19 protein-coding genes are annotated in these 19,256 nt (G+C 66.0%); 10 read left to right on the top strand and 9 right to left on the bottom strand.

Features of this window, described 5'->3' with window-relative positions; genetic code table 11:
- Positions 1 to 69 precede the first annotated feature (69 nt).
- The 3 genes from VMT40_RS23195 to VMT40_RS23185 all read right to left on the bottom strand — a co-directional run bounded on the left by VMT40_RS23195 (position 70) and on the right by VMT40_RS23185 (position 3,379).
- Positions 70 to 477 (bottom strand): DUF779 domain-containing protein, encoded by a 408-nt coding sequence (locus tag VMT40_RS23195; RefSeq protein ID WP_326360756.1) that lies wholly within the window; start codon positions 475 to 477, stop codon positions 70 to 72.
- A 64-nt stretch (positions 478 to 541) separates the two neighbouring features.
- Positions 542 to 2,059, bottom strand: a complete 1,518-nt coding sequence (gene adh, locus VMT40_RS23190; protein ID WP_326360755.1) for an aldehyde dehydrogenase — start codon at positions 2,057 to 2,059, stop codon at positions 542 to 544.
- 99 nt (positions 2,060 to 2,158) lie between these two features.
- On the bottom strand, positions 2,159 to 3,379 hold the full coding sequence (locus VMT40_RS23185; protein WP_326360754.1) for a transcriptional regulator: 1,221 nt from the start codon (positions 3,377 to 3,379) through the stop codon (positions 2,159 to 2,161).
- A 215-nt stretch (positions 3,380 to 3,594) separates the two neighbouring features.
- Between VMT40_RS23185 and VMT40_RS23180 the strand changes: the two genes are divergently transcribed.
- The 3 genes from VMT40_RS23180 (at position 3,595) to VMT40_RS23170 (ending at position 5,650) form a co-directional block, all read left to right on the top strand.
- A complete protein-coding gene (locus VMT40_RS23180) occupies positions 3,595 to 4,476 on the top strand; it encodes an LLM class F420-dependent oxidoreductase (RefSeq protein WP_326360752.1) in 882 nt (293 codons plus the stop codon).
- 70 nt (positions 4,477 to 4,546) lie between these two features.
- On the top strand, positions 4,547 to 5,116 hold the full coding sequence (locus VMT40_RS23175; protein WP_326360750.1) for a hypothetical protein: 570 nt from the start codon (positions 4,547 to 4,549) through the stop codon (positions 5,114 to 5,116).
- 9 nt (positions 5,117 to 5,125) lie between these two features.
- On the top strand, positions 5,126 to 5,650 hold the full coding sequence (locus VMT40_RS23170; protein WP_326360749.1) for a hypothetical protein: 525 nt from the start codon (positions 5,126 to 5,128) through the stop codon (positions 5,648 to 5,650).
- Here VMT40_RS23170 and VMT40_RS23165 read toward each other — a convergent pair.
- Both VMT40_RS23165 and VMT40_RS23160 read right to left on the bottom strand, forming a co-directional pair.
- Positions 5,611 to 6,057 (bottom strand): nuclear transport factor 2 family protein, encoded by a 447-nt coding sequence (locus VMT40_RS23165; RefSeq protein ID WP_326310947.1) that lies wholly within the window; start codon positions 6,055 to 6,057, stop codon positions 5,611 to 5,613. The genes VMT40_RS23170 and VMT40_RS23165 overlap by 40 nt on opposite strands.
- A gap of 173 nt (positions 6,058 to 6,230) precedes the next feature.
- Complete coding sequence (locus VMT40_RS23160) at positions 6,231 to 7,451, bottom strand: FAD-dependent monooxygenase (RefSeq protein WP_326360748.1); 1,221 nt, start codon at positions 7,449 to 7,451, stop codon at positions 6,231 to 6,233.
- Between the two features lie 73 nt (positions 7,452 to 7,524).
- Between VMT40_RS23160 and VMT40_RS23155 the strand changes: the two genes are divergently transcribed.
- The 5 genes from VMT40_RS23155 to VMT40_RS23135 all read left to right on the top strand — a co-directional run bounded on the left by VMT40_RS23155 (position 7,525) and on the right by VMT40_RS23135 (position 12,130).
- Entirely contained in the window at positions 7,525 to 8,100 is a 576-nt protein-coding gene (locus VMT40_RS23155; RefSeq protein ID WP_326360746.1) for a TetR/AcrR family transcriptional regulator, read from the top strand.
- 121 nt (positions 8,101 to 8,221) lie between these two features.
- Positions 8,222 to 8,866 carry an ABC transporter ATP-binding protein gene (locus tag VMT40_RS23150; protein ID WP_326360745.1) on the top strand — a complete coding sequence of 215 codons (645 nt, stop codon included), beginning with the start codon at positions 8,222 to 8,224 and terminating at the stop codon, positions 8,864 to 8,866.
- 2 nt (positions 8,867 to 8,868) lie between these two features.
- Positions 8,869 to 9,717 carry an ABC transporter permease gene (locus VMT40_RS23145; RefSeq protein ID WP_326360743.1) on the top strand — a complete coding sequence of 283 codons (849 nt, stop codon included), beginning with the start codon at positions 8,869 to 8,871 and terminating at the stop codon, positions 9,715 to 9,717.
- Positions 9,718 to 9,834: 117 nt separating this feature from the next.
- Positions 9,835 to 10,815 (top strand): terpene synthase family protein, encoded by a 981-nt coding sequence (locus VMT40_RS23140; protein ID WP_326360741.1) that lies wholly within the window; start codon positions 9,835 to 9,837, stop codon positions 10,813 to 10,815.
- A 331-nt stretch (positions 10,816 to 11,146) separates the two neighbouring features.
- Positions 11,147 to 12,130, top strand: a complete 984-nt coding sequence (locus VMT40_RS23135) for a polyprenyl synthetase family protein (protein ID WP_326360740.1) — start codon at positions 11,147 to 11,149, stop codon at positions 12,128 to 12,130.
- A gap of 34 nt (positions 12,131 to 12,164) precedes the next feature.
- Here VMT40_RS23135 and VMT40_RS23130 read toward each other — a convergent pair whose 3' ends face one another.
- On the bottom strand, positions 12,165 to 13,433 hold the full coding sequence (locus tag VMT40_RS23130) for an MFS transporter (RefSeq protein WP_326360739.1): 1,269 nt from the start codon (positions 13,431 to 13,433) through the stop codon (positions 12,165 to 12,167).
- A 94-nt stretch (positions 13,434 to 13,527) separates the two neighbouring features.
- The gene (locus VMT40_RS23125) at positions 13,528 to 14,181 is read right to left on the bottom strand and encodes a class I SAM-dependent methyltransferase (protein ID WP_326360738.1); all 654 of its coding nucleotides are present in this window, start codon (positions 14,179 to 14,181) and stop codon (positions 13,528 to 13,530) included.
- Between VMT40_RS23125 and VMT40_RS23120 the strand changes: the two genes are divergently transcribed.
- The gene (locus VMT40_RS23120; protein WP_326360737.1) at positions 14,175 to 15,008 is read left to right on the top strand and encodes a glutamine amidotransferase; all 834 of its coding nucleotides are present in this window, start codon (positions 14,175 to 14,177) and stop codon (positions 15,006 to 15,008) included. The two genes, VMT40_RS23125 and VMT40_RS23120, sit on opposite strands and share 7 nt — an antisense overlap.
- A gap of 526 nt (positions 15,009 to 15,534) precedes the next feature.
- Here the strand turns inward: VMT40_RS23120 and VMT40_RS23115 are convergent.
- Both VMT40_RS23115 and VMT40_RS23110 read right to left on the bottom strand, forming a co-directional pair.
- A complete protein-coding gene (locus tag VMT40_RS23115; protein ID WP_326360736.1) occupies positions 15,535 to 17,130 on the bottom strand; it encodes an HNH endonuclease signature motif containing protein in 1,596 nt (531 codons plus the stop codon).
- Positions 17,131 to 17,230: 100 nt separating this feature from the next.
- A complete protein-coding gene (locus VMT40_RS23110; RefSeq protein WP_326360735.1) occupies positions 17,231 to 17,992 on the bottom strand; it encodes an IclR family transcriptional regulator in 762 nt (253 codons plus the stop codon).
- A 68-nt stretch (positions 17,993 to 18,060) separates the two neighbouring features.
- Between VMT40_RS23110 and VMT40_RS23105 the strand changes: the two genes are divergently transcribed.
- Complete coding sequence (locus VMT40_RS23105) at positions 18,061 to 19,227, top strand: pyridoxal-phosphate-dependent aminotransferase family protein (protein ID WP_326360734.1); 1,167 nt, start codon at positions 18,061 to 18,063, stop codon at positions 19,225 to 19,227.
- Positions 19,228 to 19,256 lie beyond the last annotated feature (29 nt).

Below are 19,256 nucleotides of genomic sequence, written 5' to 3'. Positions count from 1 at the left end.
CTTTTCGCGCACTCGCACAGTTTTACGATGGCGCGGCCGACCCGGAGAAACCGGCCGCGCCACCCTCCTTCATCCGGCCAATTCGTTGCCGCGCAGCGGAGCGGGAGCCGCTTCCAGCGCCGCTGCCTCGGCATCGGTGAACAGGCGTGACCGGATGACGAATCGGACTCCCTCGGGCGCTTCGAGGGAGAAACCACCGCCGCGGCCGGGCACCACGTCGACGGTCAAATGGGTGTGGCGCCAGTATTCGAACTGGTCGGCGCTCATCCAGAACGCCGTATCCGGGAAGACGCGGCCGAGCAGCACATCGGCCGCGCCCACCCGGAACTCGCCGAGGGGGTAACACATCGGGGAGCTGCCGTCGCAGCAGCCACCCGACTGGTGGAACATCACCGGACCGTGGTGGTCGATCAGCCGTTGCAGCATGTCGGCCGCGGCCTCGGTAATGGTCACCCGGGATACGGAACCCGCTTTCATCACGCTCCTCGCAGACTGTGCAGCCCGTCTGTATGGAAGTGGTCGGTTCGGAAGTCGTTGGGGTTCAGAAGAATCCGAGCTTCTGCGCCGAGTAGGAGACGAGCAGGTTCTTGGTCTGCTGGTAGTGGTCCAACATCATGCGATGGTTCTCGCGGCCGATGCCGGACTTCTTGTAGCCGCCGAACGCCGCGTGCGCGGGATAGGCGTGGAAGCAGTTGGTCCACACCCGACCGGCCTTGATGGCCCGGCCCACGCGGTACGCGGTGTTCCCATCGCGACTCCAGACGCCCGCGCCCAGTCCGTACAGCGTGTCATTGGCAATGGTGACCGCCTCGACCTCATTGTCGAAGCGGGTCACCGCCACCACCGGGCCGAAGATCTCTTCCTGGAAGATCCGCATGTCATTGCGGCCCTCGAAGATGGTCGGCTCGATGTAGTACCCATTGGGATAGCCCTCCACCTTGCGCATCTCGCCGCCGGTGAGCACCTTCGCGCCCTCTTTGCGGCCGATATCGATGTAGGAGAGGATCTTTTCGTACTGGTCGTTACTGGCCTGCGCGCCGATCATGGTCGAATCGTCGAGCGGATTGCCGCCCTTGATCGCCTTGGTGCGCTCGATGGCACGGGCCATGAAGTCGTCGTAGATGGACGAGTGGATCAGCGCCCGGGACGGACAGGTACACACCTCACCCTGGTTGAGCGCGAACATCACGAAGCCCTCGACCGCCTTGTCGAGGAAGTCGTCATCGGCGGCCATGACATCCGGGAAGAAGATGTTCGGGCTCTTGCCGCCCAGTTCGAGGGTCACCGGAATGATGTTCTCGCTGGCGTACTGCATGATCAGGCGACCGGTGGTGGTCTCGCCGGTGAAGGCGACCTTGGCCACGCGCGGGCTGGATGCGAGGGGCTTGCCCGCCTCCACACCGAATCCATTGACCACGTTGACGACTCCGGGCGGCAGCAGGTCGGCGATGAGCTCGATCACCAGCAGCAGCGAGGCCGGGGTCTGCTCGGCGGGCTTGATGACCACGCAGTTGCCCGCGGCGAGCGCGGGTGCCAGCTTCCAGGCGGCCATGAGGATCGGGAAGTTCCACGGAATGATCTGTCCGACAACGCCGAGCGGCTCGTGGAAGTGATAGGCCACGGTGTCGGCGTCGATTTCGGAGATGAAGCCCTCCTGCGCGCGCACCGCCCCGGCGAAGTACCGGAAGTGGTCGACCGCCAAAGGCAGGTCGGCGGCGAGGGTTTCGCGAACGGGTTTGCCGTTCTCCCAGGTCTCGGCGACGGCGAGCTTCTCCAGATTCGCCTCGATCCGATCGGCGATCTTGTTCAGGATGTTGGCACGATCCGTCACCGAGGTGGCACCCCAGGCGTCCGCCGCCCGGTGCGCTGCCTCGAGGGCCATATCGATGTCGGCGGCTCCGGAACGCGCGACCTCGCAGAAGGTTTCACCGTCGATCGGGGAGGGATTCTCGAAATATCTGCCCTCGATCGGGGCTTTCCAGTCACCGCCGATGAAGTTGTCGTAGCGGCGGTTGTAGCTGACGATGCTGCCGTCGGTGCCGGGTTTGGCGTAGATCATGGCGCGGCTCCTGATCGCATATCTGCGGTGACGGGGGTCACTATGAACCGCGAAGGTTGGCGTGCGGTTGGCGAAACGTTGCTGAGTCAGTGCCCGCGGTCAGCGCCCGGTGAGGGCGGTGTGCAGGCGGGCGGTGGCCAGGCCGCGGCGCGAATCACCATGGGGGAGAAGGCGAAGCGCGTGCTCGTGGATCTCGATATCGTCGGGGCAGCGCTGTCCGAAACGCAGGGCGTGCTCGGGATTGTGGTCGGCGAGCACGGCCGTGCGCAGGCAGACGTCGAGGTGCTCGCGCCACTGGACAATGCCCGGCACATCCGAATCCGGCAGCAGCGGGCCGCGATACAGGCGCACGGCGGTGGTCAGGTCCCCGGCCTCGAGGGCGGCGAGCAGTTCGACGGCGTCGCAGGCGAGGGGTGCGGTGAGCATGTAGCGGCGGTCGGCGATCTGGCCGTCGGTGGCGGCGCGTAGGCGGGAGACGTCGGCCTTGAGAGTGCTCGAGGAGACCGACCGGTCGCCATAGACGGCCTCGTGCAGGCGTTCCGGCGTGAAGCCCTCGGGTTCGAGGGCCAGCAGCGTCAGAATCTCGAGCTGTCGCGGACGCATCGGTAGCTGCTTGCCGGACTTGTACAGCCGCGGCACCCCCAGGCATTCCAGCCGAGTCCGGCTCTCGGGACGGGACTGTTCGGCGTGCACTCGCGCTTCGATGGCTGTCACCAGGGCTCGGACCGTCGTCAGGATGAGGGGGTGGGAGCGATCCCAATACGTCGATAGATCCAGCACGCCCAGCTGGCGGCCGTCGGCGGCGCGAATGGGCGCGCAGTAGCAGACCCAGCCGTGCAGCGCCTCGACCAAATGCTCTGCGGCCCAGACCGATTCGGGTCGTCCGCTGTGCAGCGAGAGGGCGACACCGCTGGTGCCCATGTACGGCTCGTCCCAAATCCCGCCGGGCGCGAGATTGACCGTCTCGGCGCGGCGGCGAACCGAGCGGTCGCCACAGCTGAAGAGCACCGTCCCCGCCTCGTCGGTCACCACCGCGACCATGCCCGAATCCTCGGTCAGGGCCCGCAGTTCGCTGGCCATCTCGGTGATCGGGGTGCGCAGCGGCGATTCGGCCCAGCGCGAACCCAATTCGTCGCGATCGGTGGCGGGGGCGACGGCGCGGGCCGGATCGACCGTGCGCAGCGACCGCTCCCACGATTCGACGACCTCGGTGCGCAGTGCGACCTCGGTGCCGGGCGGTCGGCCCGCACCCGAAGTCCATCGCGCCCACGCCTTCTCCAACTCCGCACGCTGAAGCGCGGGGGCGGGCAGCTGTGTCATGGCGCAAACTCCTCGCGGTGCGTCCGGACCGAGCGATAACCCATGATGGCGCGCTGTTCCGCCGCGCGGGCCGCATTCGCGGCAGTCCGTGCAGTAATTCATCCCGTGCGGCTTCGCAGCCTTCGCCGCACGCCGGTCCCGCGCCCTCTTCAGTGCCCTCGGACGGACTTGTGTGCCCTCGGACGGATCCGGATTCAACTGGTAGACAAGACTTCATGGTCCTCCCCTTCAGATTCGGCGTAAACCTGACGGCACCGACTTCCCGCACCGAGTGGATCCAGACCTGTCGCCGGGCCGAGGCCCTCGGCTACGACGTGATCGGCGTGCCCGACCATCTGGGCATGCCCGCGCCGTTTCCGGCGCTCGCCATCGCGGCCGAGGCGACCGAGCGGCCGCGGCTGAACACCTTCGTGTTGAACACGCCCTTCTACAACCCGGTGCTGCTGGCTCGGGATGTGGCGGGCCTGGATCAGCTCACCGGCGGGCGGTTCGAGCTGGGTCTCGGATCGGGTTATGTGGAAGCCGAATTCGAGGCGGCGGGGATCCGGTTCCCGTCTGCGGGTCAGCGCGTGAAGCATCTGGAGGAAACGGTCGTCACGCTGCGCCGGTTGTTCCGCGATCCGGAGTACAAGCCACAGCCCGCGCAGACCGACGGCCCGCCGCTGCTGATCGCCGGATGGGGTGAGCGCGGACTGCGGGTCGCGGCCGAGCACGGCCAGATCGTGGCCTTCACCGGCGCGGGCACCTCCGACACCGGCAAGCTGACCCTCGCCGACGTGGAAACGACGCAGAAGAAGACCGACTACGTGCGCGAACTGCTCGGAAACCGGGCCGAGAGTGTCGAATTCAATCTGCTGATCCAGGGCATCGCCGCACCCGAGGAGCGCGAGGCCGCCCTCGCCTATCTCACCGAATATCTGCCGTTCGGTTTCGGCGGCGAGCCCGAGGAGCTGCCGACCATTCTGTTGGGCACGCCCGACCGGATGGCGGACACGTTGCGCGAGCGCCGGGAACGCTTCGGGTTCAACTACATCACCGTGCTCGGCCACAATCTCGACAAGTTCGCCCCGCTCATCGAGCGCCTGAAGGGGGAGTGACACACCTGGTTTGAGGCTCCGGTGTCGAGGCATTACGTCCCCGGGGGACGGACTCGACCAGGAGGAGCGAATGTCGAGCACAGGATGGGTCGTGCTCATCATCGTCGTGGTGGTGTGCATCGTGATAGCGCTATTGATCGCGGTGGGACTGCGACCACGGATGCGCAGCCGTCAACTACGCGAGCGGTTCGGGCCGGAATACGACCGGGCCGTTCAGGAGTCGCCGGACCGCAAGACGGCCGAGCAGGAGCTCACCGAGCGCGAGAAGCGCCACGACCAGCTGCAGCTGCGGGAGCTATCCGATGAGGAGAAGCGCCGCTACGAGGCGACCTGGTCGCGCATCCAGGAGCAGTTCATCGACGATCCGGCCGGGGCACTGGATTCGGCCGACCGGCTGGTCACCCAGGCGATGACCGACCGCGGCTACCCGAGCCAGAGCTATGACCAGCAGCTGGCCGACCTGTCGGTGGAACACGCGCGCCCCCTGGGCCAGTACCGCACCGCGCACGATATTGCCGCCCGCGCCGAACGCGGCTCGGTGTCCACCGAGGACATGCGCACGGCCATCGTCCATTACCGGGAACTGTTCGCCGACCTCGTCGACGGCGGTAACTCGGACAGCCATCGATCCCACCACTGAGGCATCGCCATGACACCGGAACAGAACCAGCGCAACGACATTCCCCCGACCCCGGTCCACCCCGACGGCGGCCAGCACCGCGGCCAACAGCCCGGGACCTTCGCCGACCAGCCCGGAGTCCAATTCGGCGAGCAGCCGACCCAACGCACCGGCGAACAGCAGGCCGGGCAATTCGGTGACAGTCCGGCCCAGCAGTACGGCGAGCAGCCGCCCGGGCAATTCGGAAGCCAGGAGGATCAGCGCTACGACCAACGAGCCGAGCAATTCGATGTTGGGCAGCTGCGCGATCAATGGCGTGAGGTGCAAACCCGTTTCGTCGACGACCCCAAGGACGCGGTGACCCGGGCCGACGGCCTGGTGTCCGATGCCCTCCAGCAGCTCACCGACCGGTGCTCGCGTCGCCGCGAGGAGCTCGAAAGCCGCTGGCAGCGCGGCGATGCCGCCGATACCGAGGAGATGCGCCAGGCGCTGCGCGGCTACCGCGAGCTGTTCGATCAGCTCTTGGGCACCGCGTCCGGCGCGACGAACATGTAGCTCTTCTCCTCGATCCGCTGCTGGATCCGCCACTCGCCGTTCACTCGGAGAAAGGTGTCGTGGTACCAGAGACCGCAGAGCATGAGTTGGCGGGTGCCATCACCGGAGGTGACCAGCATGGGGTTGTGGCACATCGTCCGCGCTGTGGCGTGGTCACCCTCGACCCGGATGGAGGAGTTGGCGATCAAGTGTTGGAACGCGGAGAAGTTGGGCATGACGGTGGCGAGGAATTTCTTGGTGGATTCCACGTCACCGGCAGGCCCGCCCATGGCCGTGTAGTCGATATGGGCGTCGGTGGTGAAGATTTCGTCCAGCAGCTCCCACTGATGGGTATCCACGGCGTGGGAATAGCGGACCATGAGGTCCTCGATTTCCAGGCGGTCCGAAATCTCCTGCAGGGACAGCATGGTGCCTCCGGGTGGTGTCGAAGCAATTCAGCGTCGTGCCGAAAACTGTTCAGGGACGGTGGGCCAGCGTACGGCGAGGCGGGCAATGATCTTGCCGTTTCCGAAAGATATGGGCGTGCAATAGATCTCGTTCAGACCGGTCCGTCACCGAAGAGCCGGAAATCCGACCCGAATCAGGCGGTGTGCTGGGAGACCCGGTAATCCTTGATCGCGATGGTCCGGGCCACCTTCTGGGGAGCGCCACCGATGAGCCCGCGCCACGGCAGGTAGGGCAGCAGTTTCACATTCAGATTGCGAAAAGCGATCATGGCCTTGCTGTTCGGGGCGTACCAGCCGCCCACGCCCTCGGCGAACTGCTGGCAGGCCTCGACCATGGGCCGCATCTCCTGCTCGTAGCGGGCGAAGGCCACGGTGTGATCGCCCGCGGCGGCCGCCAATTCTCCGGCCAGCATGTACGCGCCGACGAGTGAGAGGTCCGCGCCCTGCCCCGACAGCGGGGACGCGCAGTATCCAGCGTCGCCGACCAGGGCGACTCGGCCCTTGGACCAGCTGTCCATGCGCACCTGGGCCATGGCGTCGAAATAGAAGTCCGGTGCGCCCGCCAGCGCCTCGAGCAGTCGCGGCACCTCCCAGCCTTCCCCGGCGAAGGTGTCGATGAGAATGCGTCGCTGCGCGTCGATATCGCGGTAGTCGTAGTCCAACTGATCCGATGCCCACGCGAAAATGGCCTTGGCCTCGGTGTTCTGGCGGGCGCTGTAGCTACCGGCGATCTTGCCCGGGGTGTTGTAGTCCAACTCCCAGTGGTCCAGATTCAGCAGATTCGGCGTCGTGAAAATCGAGATGTAGTAGCCCATGTGGTGCACGAAATCCGATTCGGGCCCGAAAACCAGCTTGCGCGTGTGGGAGTGGACGCCGTCCGCGCCGATCACCAGATCGAAGGTGCGCGCGGGCGCGTTCTCGAAGGTGACGTGCACGCCGTTCTCATCCTCGCGCAACTCCGCGATGAAATCGCCGAAGAGGTATTCGACGTCGGCCCGGGTCGCCTCGTAGAGCACCTCGGCCAGGTCGCCGCGCTGAATCTCGGTGTCGCCATTGGCCCCGACGCCATTGAACTCCTCGCTGGAGATGGTGGCGCGGGCCTTGCCGTTCGCGTCGACGTAGGAGGTGCCGCGCTTGCCGGTGCTGCGGGCGTGCACCTGGTCGAGCAGGCCCATGCGGCGCACCACCTGGGTGGCGCTGCCCAGCACATCGATGGCCTGACCGCCGGACCGCAGGGTGGGGGACTTCTCGACGATGGTCGGCCGGAAACCGTAGCGCTTCAGCCAGAAGGCGAGGGCGGGACCCGCGATGCTCGCGCCGGAGATCAGGACGTTCTTGGAGCTCATCTGCTGCATGACTTCACGGTAGAACGATGTTGGGCAAATGCGCAAGACGTTTGTATCAGGCGGATGCGCTAGACTCTGGCGCATGGGAAATCGCGAGGATCTACTTGCCGGGGCACGGCAGTGCCTGTTCGACAAGGGCTACGCCCGCACCACCGTGCGCGATATCGCCACCGCGTCGGGGGTGAGCATGGCGGCCATCGGCTACCACTTCGGCTCCAAGGAAGCCCTGCTCACCGCGGCCCTCGGCGAGGCGACGCGGGAGTGGGGCGACGAGCTCGCCAGCACGCTGGCGGGTGCCCCGGAAGACCCGGAGACCTCGGACCCCTTGCGGCGCTTCGCGTCCCGCTGGGACGCCGTCCGCGAATCCGTCGGCACCCACCGCGGCCTGTGGGCGGCCACCTTCGACGCACTCTCGCACCCGGAGACCCGCGCCCAACTCGCCGCGCAAACCGATGAGTCCCGCGCGGGACTGGCCCGGCTCCTGGAAGGGGCCGCCGAGGACGACACCGAGGCCGCGCGGACGATCGGCGCGCTCTATCAAGCCCTGCTCATCGGCATCGCCGCCCAATCGCTGATCGACCCCGAAACCGCGCCCACCGGAGCCGATCTCGCGGAGGGACTGCGTCGAATCACCGGCGAACCGGCATCCACCGAATAGGCGTAATCGCGACCCCAGATCGGAGCTTCGAGAGACAGGCGGCCTGCTCTATCTCGGCGATGACGCCGCCGGGTTGTCCGGGGTCATCGGCCCCCGGGGCAGCTCGGCATAAGGTGGGCGGGTGCCCAGCATCGTCTTGGAGCAGGTGACCCTCGGACACGGGGCGACGTGTGTGCTGACGGGTGTCGATGCGACCTTCGCGGCCGGTCGGTGCACGGCGGTGGTCGGGCCGAGCGGGGCCGGGAAGACGACACTGCTGCGGCTGCTGAATCGGTTCGGTGAGCCCGACAGCGGGCGGGTGCTGTTCGATGGGACGCCCGTCGTCGAGATGGATGTGTTGGACTTGCGGCGGCGGGTGGGTCTGGTCCCGCAGCGGCCGGTGCTGTTGACCGACACCGTCGCGGACGAGGTTCAGGTCGGGCGACCGGTCAGTGCCGAACGGGTCGCGGGACTGCTCGCCACGGTCGGGTTGCCCGAGGGATTCGCGGGGCGGCGGTGTGTGGAGCTGTCCGGGGGTGAGGCGCAACGGGTTTGCCTCGCCCGGGCACTGGCCGTCGAACCCGAGGTGCTGCTGTTGGACGAGCCGACCTCCGCCCTGGACGGTGCCTCGGCTGTGGCCATCGGGGAATTGATTCGGGCGCATGTGGGGACGGGCGGGAGCGTGGTGCTCGTCAGCCATGATCCGGGCTTCGTGGCGGAGGTGTCCGACGAGGTGTGGACGCTGGCCGGTGGACGACTCACACGCGGCGCGGAAGCGGGAAAGTAGCTATGACACAGATGCTTTCAGCGGCCCACACCCAGCGGCTGTCAGCGGGGGGAGCACAGTGGCTTTCGGCGGCGGAGACGCAGGGCCTGTCGGTGCCGGATTGGACCGGTGTGTCCGCGTCGCTGTTGTTGGTTGCGCTCGCGGCACTCATTGCCTATCGGCAGCATCTGCATCTGACGCGCGAGCTGCTGATCGCGGCCGCGCGGGCCGGGGTCCAGCTCGTCGCGGTCGGCGCGATTCTGCTGATCCTGTTCCGCCACACCGGATTACCGGGCGCGCTCGGCTGGGTGATCCTCATGATCGTAATCGCCGGACAGGTGGCTGGCCGACGCGGGGCGGGGCTCCCGCACGCCATGCGCTCGGCGACCATCGGGGTCGCGTTCGGATCGTCCATCACCCTGGGCTCATTGATCGTGCTGGGCATCATCTCCACCCAGGCCCGCGTGGTTGTTCCGGTGGGCGGAATGATCGTGTCCTCGGCCATGCAGGCGACCGGAATCGCCCTGCGCCGCCTGGTGGAGGACGCGCGCCGGGCCCGCGATGCGGTGGAAGCCCGGCTGGCACTGGGACTTTCGGGACATCAGGCATTTCTGCCGAATCAGCGCTCGGCCTTGCGGACCGCCCTGATCCCTGCCATAGACTCGACGAAGGTGGTCGGACTGATCAGCCTGCCGGGGGCGATGACGGGTTTGATTCTGGCGGGCGTGGATCCGCTCACGGCCATCCGCTATCAGATCGTGGTGATGTACATGCTGCTCGCGGCAACCACTTTGGCGGCACTGGCCGCCACGCGGGTGGCGGAGCGGACCCTGTTCGATAGCGCGCAACGTCTCGTGTCGCTGCCCGATTGACGACCGCCCAGCCCGCAGAATCCTAATGAGTGGGATTTCACATGCGAGCTAGAGCGCCCGAAATGCCGCTATCGTTACGATGTCTCGATAAAATGCTTGGGGGATAGGTAGTTTCGTATGGAAGCAATCGAATTCTTCATGCCGTTCGACGCCGCGGGCGTCAACCCGGCCGAGCCGGAGGCGGAGTCGGGCATGTGGTCCTGGCTGGAAGCCTACGACCTGGTGCCGACCGAGCCGACCCGGCGTCGCATGGAGCGTACCCGACCGGCCCGCATGTACGCGCTGTGGTGCCCGCGCGCCGACGTCGAGGAGCTCACGCTGCTGAGTCGGTATACCGCCTGGGCTTTCATAGTGGATGACCAGTTCGATATCGAAATCCCCGATCCCCGCCGCTGTTTGGAGGCGATCACGGCCATCGAGGCCGTACTGGACGGTACCCCAACACCTTCCGGTGTGCTGGCGGTCGCGTTTGCCGATCTGTGGGCCGAGCTGTGCCGCGGCCGGTCGACGGCGTGGCGCGAGAGTGTGCGCGCGGAAATCCGCGCTTGGCTGTGGACGTACTACACCGAGAGCGTGGGACGGATCTCGGGCAATCTGCCCGATCTCGACACCTACCGCGCGCATCGGCGAGATGGGGTGGCGCTGTTCGTCTTTCTCGATATCAGTGAACGCGCCGAGGGAGTCGACCTGTCCCCGGCGGTCCGGCACCTGCCCGCCATGCGGACCCTGCGTGAGGCCGCGGTCGAGCACATGGGTCTGTTCAACGATATGTTGTCCGTCGCGTCCGACGAAGCCTCCGGGTACCTTTACAACTCGGTCCTGCTGGCGCAATATCACTACGGGCACAGTCGAGTTCAGGCCCAGCAACTGGTCAACGGCATGCTCTCCGAATGTGTGCAGCGCATGCTCGACGCGGTCGAACGACTACCGACCGAGTTGAACGATGCAGGCATCACGGGCGGCGAGCGTGCGGACACCCTGGTCACCGCTCGCAACTACACCGTCTACGTGCGTGCCAACCATGACTACCACTATCAGGCGGCCCGCTATATGAGCGCACCCGTGGAAGCGCTCGAGCATGGCCTGCCGCTGACCTGAAGGACTGGAACCTCTCGCCGTTGCCGAACTGGAATCCGCAGGCAACCCCCAGGTTTCAGGTTGTGATGGGACTATGAGCTTCTTCTAAGCATGGCTGCCCAGCTGCCTGCGGGTGGCAATGGTATCCGTGTCCGAGAGAGCGGGGCCGATAATGCGAGCGTCGAAACCGATCAGATTCACCGTCGGACAACACCTCGAGGGCAGACGCCGGTGGGGCTTGTCCCGCCCGGCCGCGACGGCCCTCGCCGGTCACGACGAAACCCGCGTACGCGCAGCCGAATCCATATCGCGCCCGCTCGACGCGACGATCGAACGAAGAGCCCGGCGGAGATTGAGCGAGGCCCGCGGGGCCATCGAGCCGGTGTTGCGGTCGGCGGTCGGCTCCTTGGCCGAACCCCTGGATCTCATGGCCGGGTACCACTTCGGATGGTGTGACCCGGAGGGAGTGGAGGTAGTGGGCGCGCAGGGTAAGGCGCTGCGACCGGCCTTGACCTTCGCGGCGGCCATCGCCTGCGGTGGCGGTGTCGAGGAGTCGGTGCATGCGGCGGCCGCGGTCGAACTGCTGCACAACTTCTCGCTCGTGCACGACGACGTGATGGACACCGATCCGTTCCGGCACGGTCGCCCGACGGTCTGGCGGGTGTGGGGCGAGACCAATGCGACGCTGCTCGGCGATGCGCTGCAAGCGCTGGCCTTGGCGGTGCTGTGCGATGGCGCGCCGGAGACGGTGGCGTCGGAGGCGGTCATTCGGTTGGCGCGCGCCACGGTCACGCTGTGCCGGGGCCAGTACGAGGATTGCGCCTTCGAGACTCGACCGAGTGTCACCGTGGAGGAGTACCTAGCCATGGCCGCCGGGAAGACCGGTGCGTTACTCGGCTGCGCGTGCGCGCTCGGCGCACTCTGCGCCGGGGCCGATCATCGGGTCGTCTCGGCCATGCACAGCTTCGGCACCGAACTGGGTCTGGTCTTCCAGCTCGTCGATGACTTCATCGACATTTGGGGCGATCCGGAAATCACCGGGAAACCGGCGCATAGCGACCTGATTCACCGCAAGCAGTCGTTCCCGGTGGTGTGCGCGCTGGAATCGGAGACCACGGCGGGCCGGGAACTGGCTCGCCTCTATCAATCCCGCCATCCCATGACCGCGGCCCGCGCGGCCCGGGCGGCGGACATGATCGAGGAGGCGGGTGGCCGCCAGCGCACCCTGCGTCGCGCGTCGGCGGCCTTGGACGCGGCCTTCGCGGCTCTGCCCGACGATCTCGCCACCGAGGATCTCGCCGCCCTGGCCCAGCTCGTCGCCCACCGCGATCGCTGAGGCGCACAACGGGTTTCGCCACCGCGCCGGGACCTCAGCCGGAGGTCACCGGCGCGGTGGTGGCACTGTCGGCGGTGCCGAATCGAATCCCCCTGGCCTCCTTGCCTATCGCGGTGAGGATGGCCACAGCGAGGAAGACGGGTACGGCGGTGACGGCCAGGGCGAACGGGTAACCGTGCGACTCGGCCAGCCGCTCCTGAATCGGAAGGTTCAGGGAGGCAAGCAGATTGCCGAGCTGATAGGTGACGCCGGGATAGAAGCCCCGGATGGCGTCGGGGGACATCTCGGTCAGATGCGCGGGGATGACGCCCCACGCGCCCTGCACCGCGACCTGGATCAGGAACGAGCCCAGGCAGAGCATGGCGGCGGTCTTGGAGTACGCGAACAGCGGCACGATCGGCAGGCCCAGCAGGGCACAGAAGATGATCGTGTAACGGCGGCCGTACTTTTGGGACAGCGTGCCGAAGATCAGCCCGCCGAGGATCGCGCCGATGTTGTAGATCACGGCAATCCATTTGGCCGCGACCGTGGACAGGCCCGCGCCGCCGTGCTGGGTGGCGGACAGGAAGGTCGGGTAGACGTCCTGGGTGCCGTGGCTCATCCAGTTGAACGCCGTCATCAGCAGGATCAAGTAGATGAACCGGCGCACGATCGCCGGGTTCGTGATGATGTCCTGGAACGAGGTCCGGGTGGACTTCAGCCGCTGTTGGGTGGACTCCCACACCTCCGATTCCCGTACGCGCGCACGCAGAATCAGAATGATGAGGGCGGGAATGATCGACAGCCCGAACAGCCAGCGCCAGGACAGGCCGAGCCAGTTGGTCACCAGCAGGGACGCGAGCGAGGCCAGCAGGTAGCCGAACGAGTAGCCCTCCTGAAGTAGACCCGAGAAGAAGCCGCGGCGCTCGACCGGAATCTTCTCCATGGCCAGCGCCGCCCCCAAACCCCATTCACCGCCCATGCCTATGCCGTAGAGCATGCGAAGCACGACCAGGACGGTGAAGTTCGGCGCGAACGCGCACGCGAAGCCGACCACCGAATACATGGCGACGTCGACCATGAGGGGGATGCGACGGCCGATGCGGTCGGCCCACAGCCCGAATATCAGCGCACCGACCGGCCGCATGATCAGTGTCGCGGTGGTGATGAACGCGACCTCGCTCTTCTGCATGTGGAAGCTCTTGGCGATGTCCGCGTAGACGAAGACGACGAGAAAATAATCGAACGCGTCCATGGTCCAGCCGAGTTGGGCCGCGATGAACGAGTTGCGCTGGTCTGATGTGAGCCGGGTGCGTATCGCCATGGCACTGCGATCCTCTTGAAAGCAAAGGTACCTGTAACCGACGGTTACAGGTACCTTTGTTTTTGGAAATATCTGATGAGGTACAAGGACTGTATCAGAGCCTGCGGATGCGGGCCATCCAAGCGGCAACATCCACCAGACCGGTGGGGGAGACGTCGAGGTCGGTGGCTTGGTCGGCTACCGCGGCGGTGACTCGGCCGCGGTATCGGGTGGGGTCGAGGCGTTCGAGTTCCCAACCGGTGGTGAAGGATTCGCGGATCACGGTGTCGCTGATTCGGGGGCCGAAGCCGGGTTCGGCGTCGGAGAGGGCCAGGAGGTGGACGACGCCGCCGGGCTTGCAGACTGCATGCAGGCTGCGGACGTAGGCGGCGCGGGCGTCGGGGTCGGTGCCGAAGACGTGGAAGAGGGCGCTGTCGACAATGGTGTCGTAGGCGGCGCGGTAGTCGGGGCGGTCGGCGAGGGTCAGGGCGTCGGCCACTTCGAAACGGACGTTGGGGACGTGGTGGGACTCGGCGTTGGCGCGGGCGTATTCGATTGCGCTGGGGGAGAAGTCGATGCCGAGGATGTCGTAGCCGAGGCGGGTCAGCAGGATGGTGTGCTCGCCTGCGCCGCAGCCCGGCTCGAGGACTCGGCCTTGGATTTCGCCCGCCTGTTCCAGCGCCACGATCGCGGGTTGAGGTTCGCCGATCACCCACGGGGCCGTGTCTTCGTCGTAGACGGTGTTCCAGAATTCTGCCGGTCTTGTCATGGTTCCAGCCTGCAACCTCGAGTCCGGTCGAGGTCAATCCCTCGATAGCGATCAACCTGGGCAGGTGGAGCATTGACAATGTGGGGATGTCCAAGCCTTGTCTGCTGTTGCAGCTGCGACCCGAGCAAGCGGCCTCGGATCAGGAGTACCAGGCGATCCTGGACGCGGGCGGGCTCGCGGCCGCGGACGTGGTCCGTGTGGAGATGAACCGTGGGATGCCGGATGTGGACCTCGACGACTACTGGGGTGTGATCGTCGGCGGCGGGCCCAGCAATATCAGCTATCCGGAGGCCAAGAAGTACGAGTACCAGAAGGCGTTCGAGCCGAAGCTGAAGAAGGTGCTGATCGAGGTGGTGCGGCGGGACTTCCCGTACCTCGGGGCGTGCTACGGGCTGAGCATGCTGGCCGATGCCTTGGGCGGGGTGGTCAGTACCGAGCGTTACGCGGAGACCGCCGGGGCAACAACCATCGAGCTCACCGGGGACGCTGCGAAAGATCCTCTGCTGCAGGGGCTTCCCGACACATTCCGGGCCTTCGTGGGGCACAAGGAATCCTGCCAAGACGTGCCGCCCGGAGCGATCCTCCTGGCTCGGTCGGCTGGTTGTCCGGTTCAGGCCGTGCGGGTCGGGGAGAATGTCTACGCCACCCAGTTCCATCCGGAACTTGACGGGCACGGCTTGGCGTTGCGGATCGAAATCTACCGGCATGAAGGCTATTTCGATCCGAACGAAGCCGACTATCTCACTGAACTCGGGCATCGGGAGAAGATCACTATCCCGCAAGAGATACTGCGCCGCTTCGTCCTCCGGTATCAGACAAAAGATTAAAGAACAAAAGACAAAAGAAGAAAAGATAAAAGAAGCCAGGAGGAGGGAGAGAGGCGGGTCGAGCTTGCGAGGCCCCCTCACCTACCAGCCTCCTCACGGAAAACAACCGCACCTCCCAGCCCCCCTCACCTATGGCACCTCACTCACGTCCCAGCTCACTCACCGCTCGGCCGTTCATCGTCTCTGTGAAATTGTCAAAGAGCTGACCAGCTGTGGTTGGGCTCGGGAAGCGTTGAGCCTTGGGGTCTTTGGGTTTAGGGCCTTCCGGTGGGGTCTCGGTCGGTGGGCTGTCGGTCGGCTGGGTTTCGGTGGGCGGGGCGATCGGTGGGCGGGGCAGTTGGAGGGCGGAGGGTTTTGAGTCTTTTGGTTTTTGGGTTTTGTCTTTAAAGGTGATGCGTGCAGTCCGTGGGCTGGGAGGCGAGGTGACGGCTCCCAACCCGGCGTCAGCCCAAGTGCGGTAGGGCAGGCGAGGTGACCACACTTCCCGTTGTTTTGCGCACGCCAGCCGTGCACGAGCAGCCGGGTTTCACGCTGCCCGTGAACCCCACCTCCGGCAACTCGAATCGACCGCCGTGGCGACCCGCCGACCCACGTGATGTGTGTCGTTGACTTGCGGGGTGTGGGAGGGGTCCAACGCCTTCGGGGCGATCCAACCGACCCGGCCCGGGTGGGCCGAATCCTTGCCCAACATCACCGTCTGCCACCCGTTGTCGCTGTCGTTGACCATGGCGTGGTGGTGATCGCACACCAAGGCCAGATTGTTGAGGTCGGTGGGTCCGCCCTTGGCCCAATCGATCACGTGGTGGGCGGCGCACATGCTCGCGGGCACATCACAGCCCGGGTGGGTGCAGCCGCGATCGCGGGCGATCAACGCCAACCGCTGCCCCGAGCTGGCGAGGCGTTCCCCGTGAGCGAGATACAAGGGGATCTCGTCCTTGTCGAGCACCGCCAACACCGGGCGGAAGTTCTTGGCCAGCTTGAGGGCTTGGCTGATCGACAGGTGCCCGCCCGAGGCGGTGGTCGCCACGCCTGCGCCGCGTTCGAGATCGGCCAGGCTCATGGTGACTACGACCTCGACGGGCAGGCCACGGTGCTTGCCCAGCTTCACCGGCTTGCCCGGCTTCGCCGCAGCGGCAGCGGCAGCGACACCCGTAGCGGCAGCATCGGCAGAGGCACCAGCACTGGCAGCGGCGGTTACGTCGATATCCGCAGCGGCGGCAGCGGTATCGGCAGCAGCGCCGGTGGCGGTGGTGGGCTGCAGGGCGGTGACCAACGCGAACAACGCGTCATGGGTGCGCTGGCCCGCGTCGCGACGGTCGCGACGTGCGGCCGCCTCCAATCGCTTGGAGTTGATTGTTGCGGTGGCGGTGAGGATCTCGGTATCGGTGTCGTCGAGGTTGCACATGCCCGGGCGCGCGAGCTTGGCGAAGATCGCATCCAGCAGGGCGCGGAGTTCGGGGGTGAGCCAGCCTTCGATCTTCGACATTCCGTCCACACCAGGGCGGCTGATGGTGATGCCGCGACGGCGACGCCGGTCGGCATCGGAGATCACCGTGCCCTCCGGGTCCAGGCGGGCGAGGATCTCGCGGCCGATCTTGGGCAGGTCATCGGGCATACCGGTCACGCAGTGCTCGACCAGCAACGCCTCGGTCTCGACCCGCGCCGGAGTAGGAACGTCGGCGGGCAGATGCGTCATGATGTCCACGATGCCGCGCACATGATCCCGCGAAATCACGCCCGCCTCAAAGGCATTCGCGGTGGCGGCCAGGGTGATCGGGCGCGGCTTGCCGTCGGCCCCGAGGAACTCCCCACACGCCCCGGCGATCTTCACCCGCATCGCCGCGTCATAGCGGGACAGGCCCAGGGATTGGCGCAGGAACGGGACCGCGTCCTTGACTCCGGCCTTGCGGGGCAGGTCTCGCTCCGACGCCTCGATCACCAGAGTCGAATCCAGTGCGGCCAGTTGGCGTTTGCAAATTTCGAGGCGTCGCATGAATTCCACTGCATCACCATCGGTGAGGCGGTTGAGTCCGCCGTGCAGGACGGTGTCGGCGACGTTGGTGACCGCGGTCATCAGGGCGCTGATGCCGGTGGTGTCGAGTGCTTCCCCCTTCGAATCCATGCACTAATTCTATCGCGAATTCGATCACAATAGAAGTCGAATTCCGCTGTGATATAAGGCGTTTCAGTAATACCACGCGGTCGCCATTTTCTGTTCCTTCTCATCCGAGCCTATTGGAAATGGTTGCGGCAGCCTCGGAAACAGCTGTACCGAAAGCGGGTTGAGAATCAGGGGTTAGACGACCGATGGGGAGATTTACGCTGAGGCTTGCGATCGGGTGGCCGGAGGGATCGAGGATTGCGGCGGCGACTGCGCCTACGTCTGTGCGCCATTCGCCGTTGTTTACCGCGAAGCCTTGAGTGCGAATCAGCTCGAGCTCGGCGCGGAGGGCTTCCGGGTCGGTGATGGTGGTGTCGGTGTAGCGGGGGAGTTCGTCGCGGAAAAAGGGGCGGAGGTCTTCGACCGGGGTGAAGGCTAGGACCGCTTTGCCGTTCGCGGAGGCGTGCATTGGGAGGGCGTGGCCCAAAGCCATGCTGGTCCGGACCGGCTTGTCGGTTTCGAGGCGTTCGATGAGGACCATCTTGCCGTTTTCGGGGATTGTCAGGTGGATCGTCTCGCCGGTGGAGCGGCGCAGGTCCTCGAGGATCGGGAGGGCTATGCCGCGCAGGCCGAGGTCGCCGCCTGCGCTGCCGCCCACGGCAAGGGCTTTCGTCGTGATTACCCAGCGGGTGACTTCCCCGGCGGCCGGGCGAATCCAGCCCGCGGTGTCGAGGGTGACCAGGGCGCGTTGGACCGTGCTCTTCGGGAGGTCGAGGACGCGGGCCAGTTCGCCCACCCCGATGGGCTGGCGCGCGGCTACTTCCTCGAGAACTCGCAAGGTGTTCAAGACATTTCGCAAGGTATTGACTCCTCCATCGCGCATCCCTACCCTTGCTGCACCTTTTCACGGCACAGTGTGCCATATCACGGCACAGGACGGAAGTTCCCGCTATGACAGCCCGCAGTGGACGCCATTTCCTGCAGATTCCCGGACCCACCAATGTTCCCGATCGCGTCCTGCGCGCCATCGCGCGACCGACCATTGATCACCGCGGACCCGAATTCGCTGAACTGACAAAGGATTTGCTGCAGCGGCTCGAGCCGGTGTTCGGGACCAGTGGGCCGGTTGTCATATATCCCTCGTCCGGCACGGCGGCGTGGGAGGCCGCGTTGGTGAATACGCTGTCCCCGGGCGATCACGTACTCGCCTTCGAGACCGGCCATTTCGCGACCCTGTGGCGGGAGATGGCCGAACGACTAGGTCTCACAGTCGAATTCGTGCCCGGGGATTGGCGGCACGGTGCGGATCCGGCGATGGTGGCCGAGAAACTGGCCGCGGACACCGCGCATCGCATCTCCGCGGTGATGGTCGTGCACAACGAGACCTCGACCGGTGTCACCAGCCGCGTTCCCGAAATCCGAGCCGCCATCGATGAAGCCGATCACCCCGCGCTACTGCTGGTCGACACCATTTCCTCGCTCGGTTCCATTGACTATCGGCACGAGGAGTGGGGTGTCGATGTGACGGTCGGCTGTTCGCAGAAGGGATTGATGCTGCCACCCGGCCTCGGGTTCAACGCCGTCAGCGAGAAAGCACTCACTGCCTCCCGCACGGCCCGGCTGCCGCGCTCCTACTTCGAGTGGTCGGCCATTCTCGACGCCAACGAACACGGCTTCTACCCCTACACCCCGGCCACCAACCTGCTCTACGGCCTACGCGAAGCGTGCCTGATGCTCGAAGAAGAAGGTCTGGCAAATGTTTTCGCGCGCCACGACCGCCACGCCGCGGCCACCCGGGCCGCCGTGCGCGGCTGGGGTTTGGAGGTGCTGTGCGCCGACGAGCGCGAGTACTCCAGTTCCCTCACCGCCGTCCTGGCGGGCGGCGCGCACGATGCCGACAAGGTGCGGCGCATCATCCTCGACCGCTTCGACATGTCCCTCGGCACGGGGCTGGGCAAGCTCGCCGGGCGCGTGTTCCGGATCGGGCACCTGGGCGATCTCAATGACCTGACCTTGGCCGGGACCCTGTCCGGCGTGCAGATGGGCCTCGAGTTGGCGGGCGTCACCATCGATCCGCGTGGCCTCCAGGACGCCCTCGAGGTCCTGCGCGGCGAGTGATCGCGCGCGGACATTCTTCTCTCGCTTTA

This window comes from Nocardia sp. CDC160 (genome assembly GCF_035818795.1).
GTDB lineage: Bacteria > Actinomycetota > Actinomycetes > Mycobacteriales > Mycobacteriaceae > Nocardia.
This window is presented reverse-complemented; position numbering and strand designations above follow the sequence as displayed.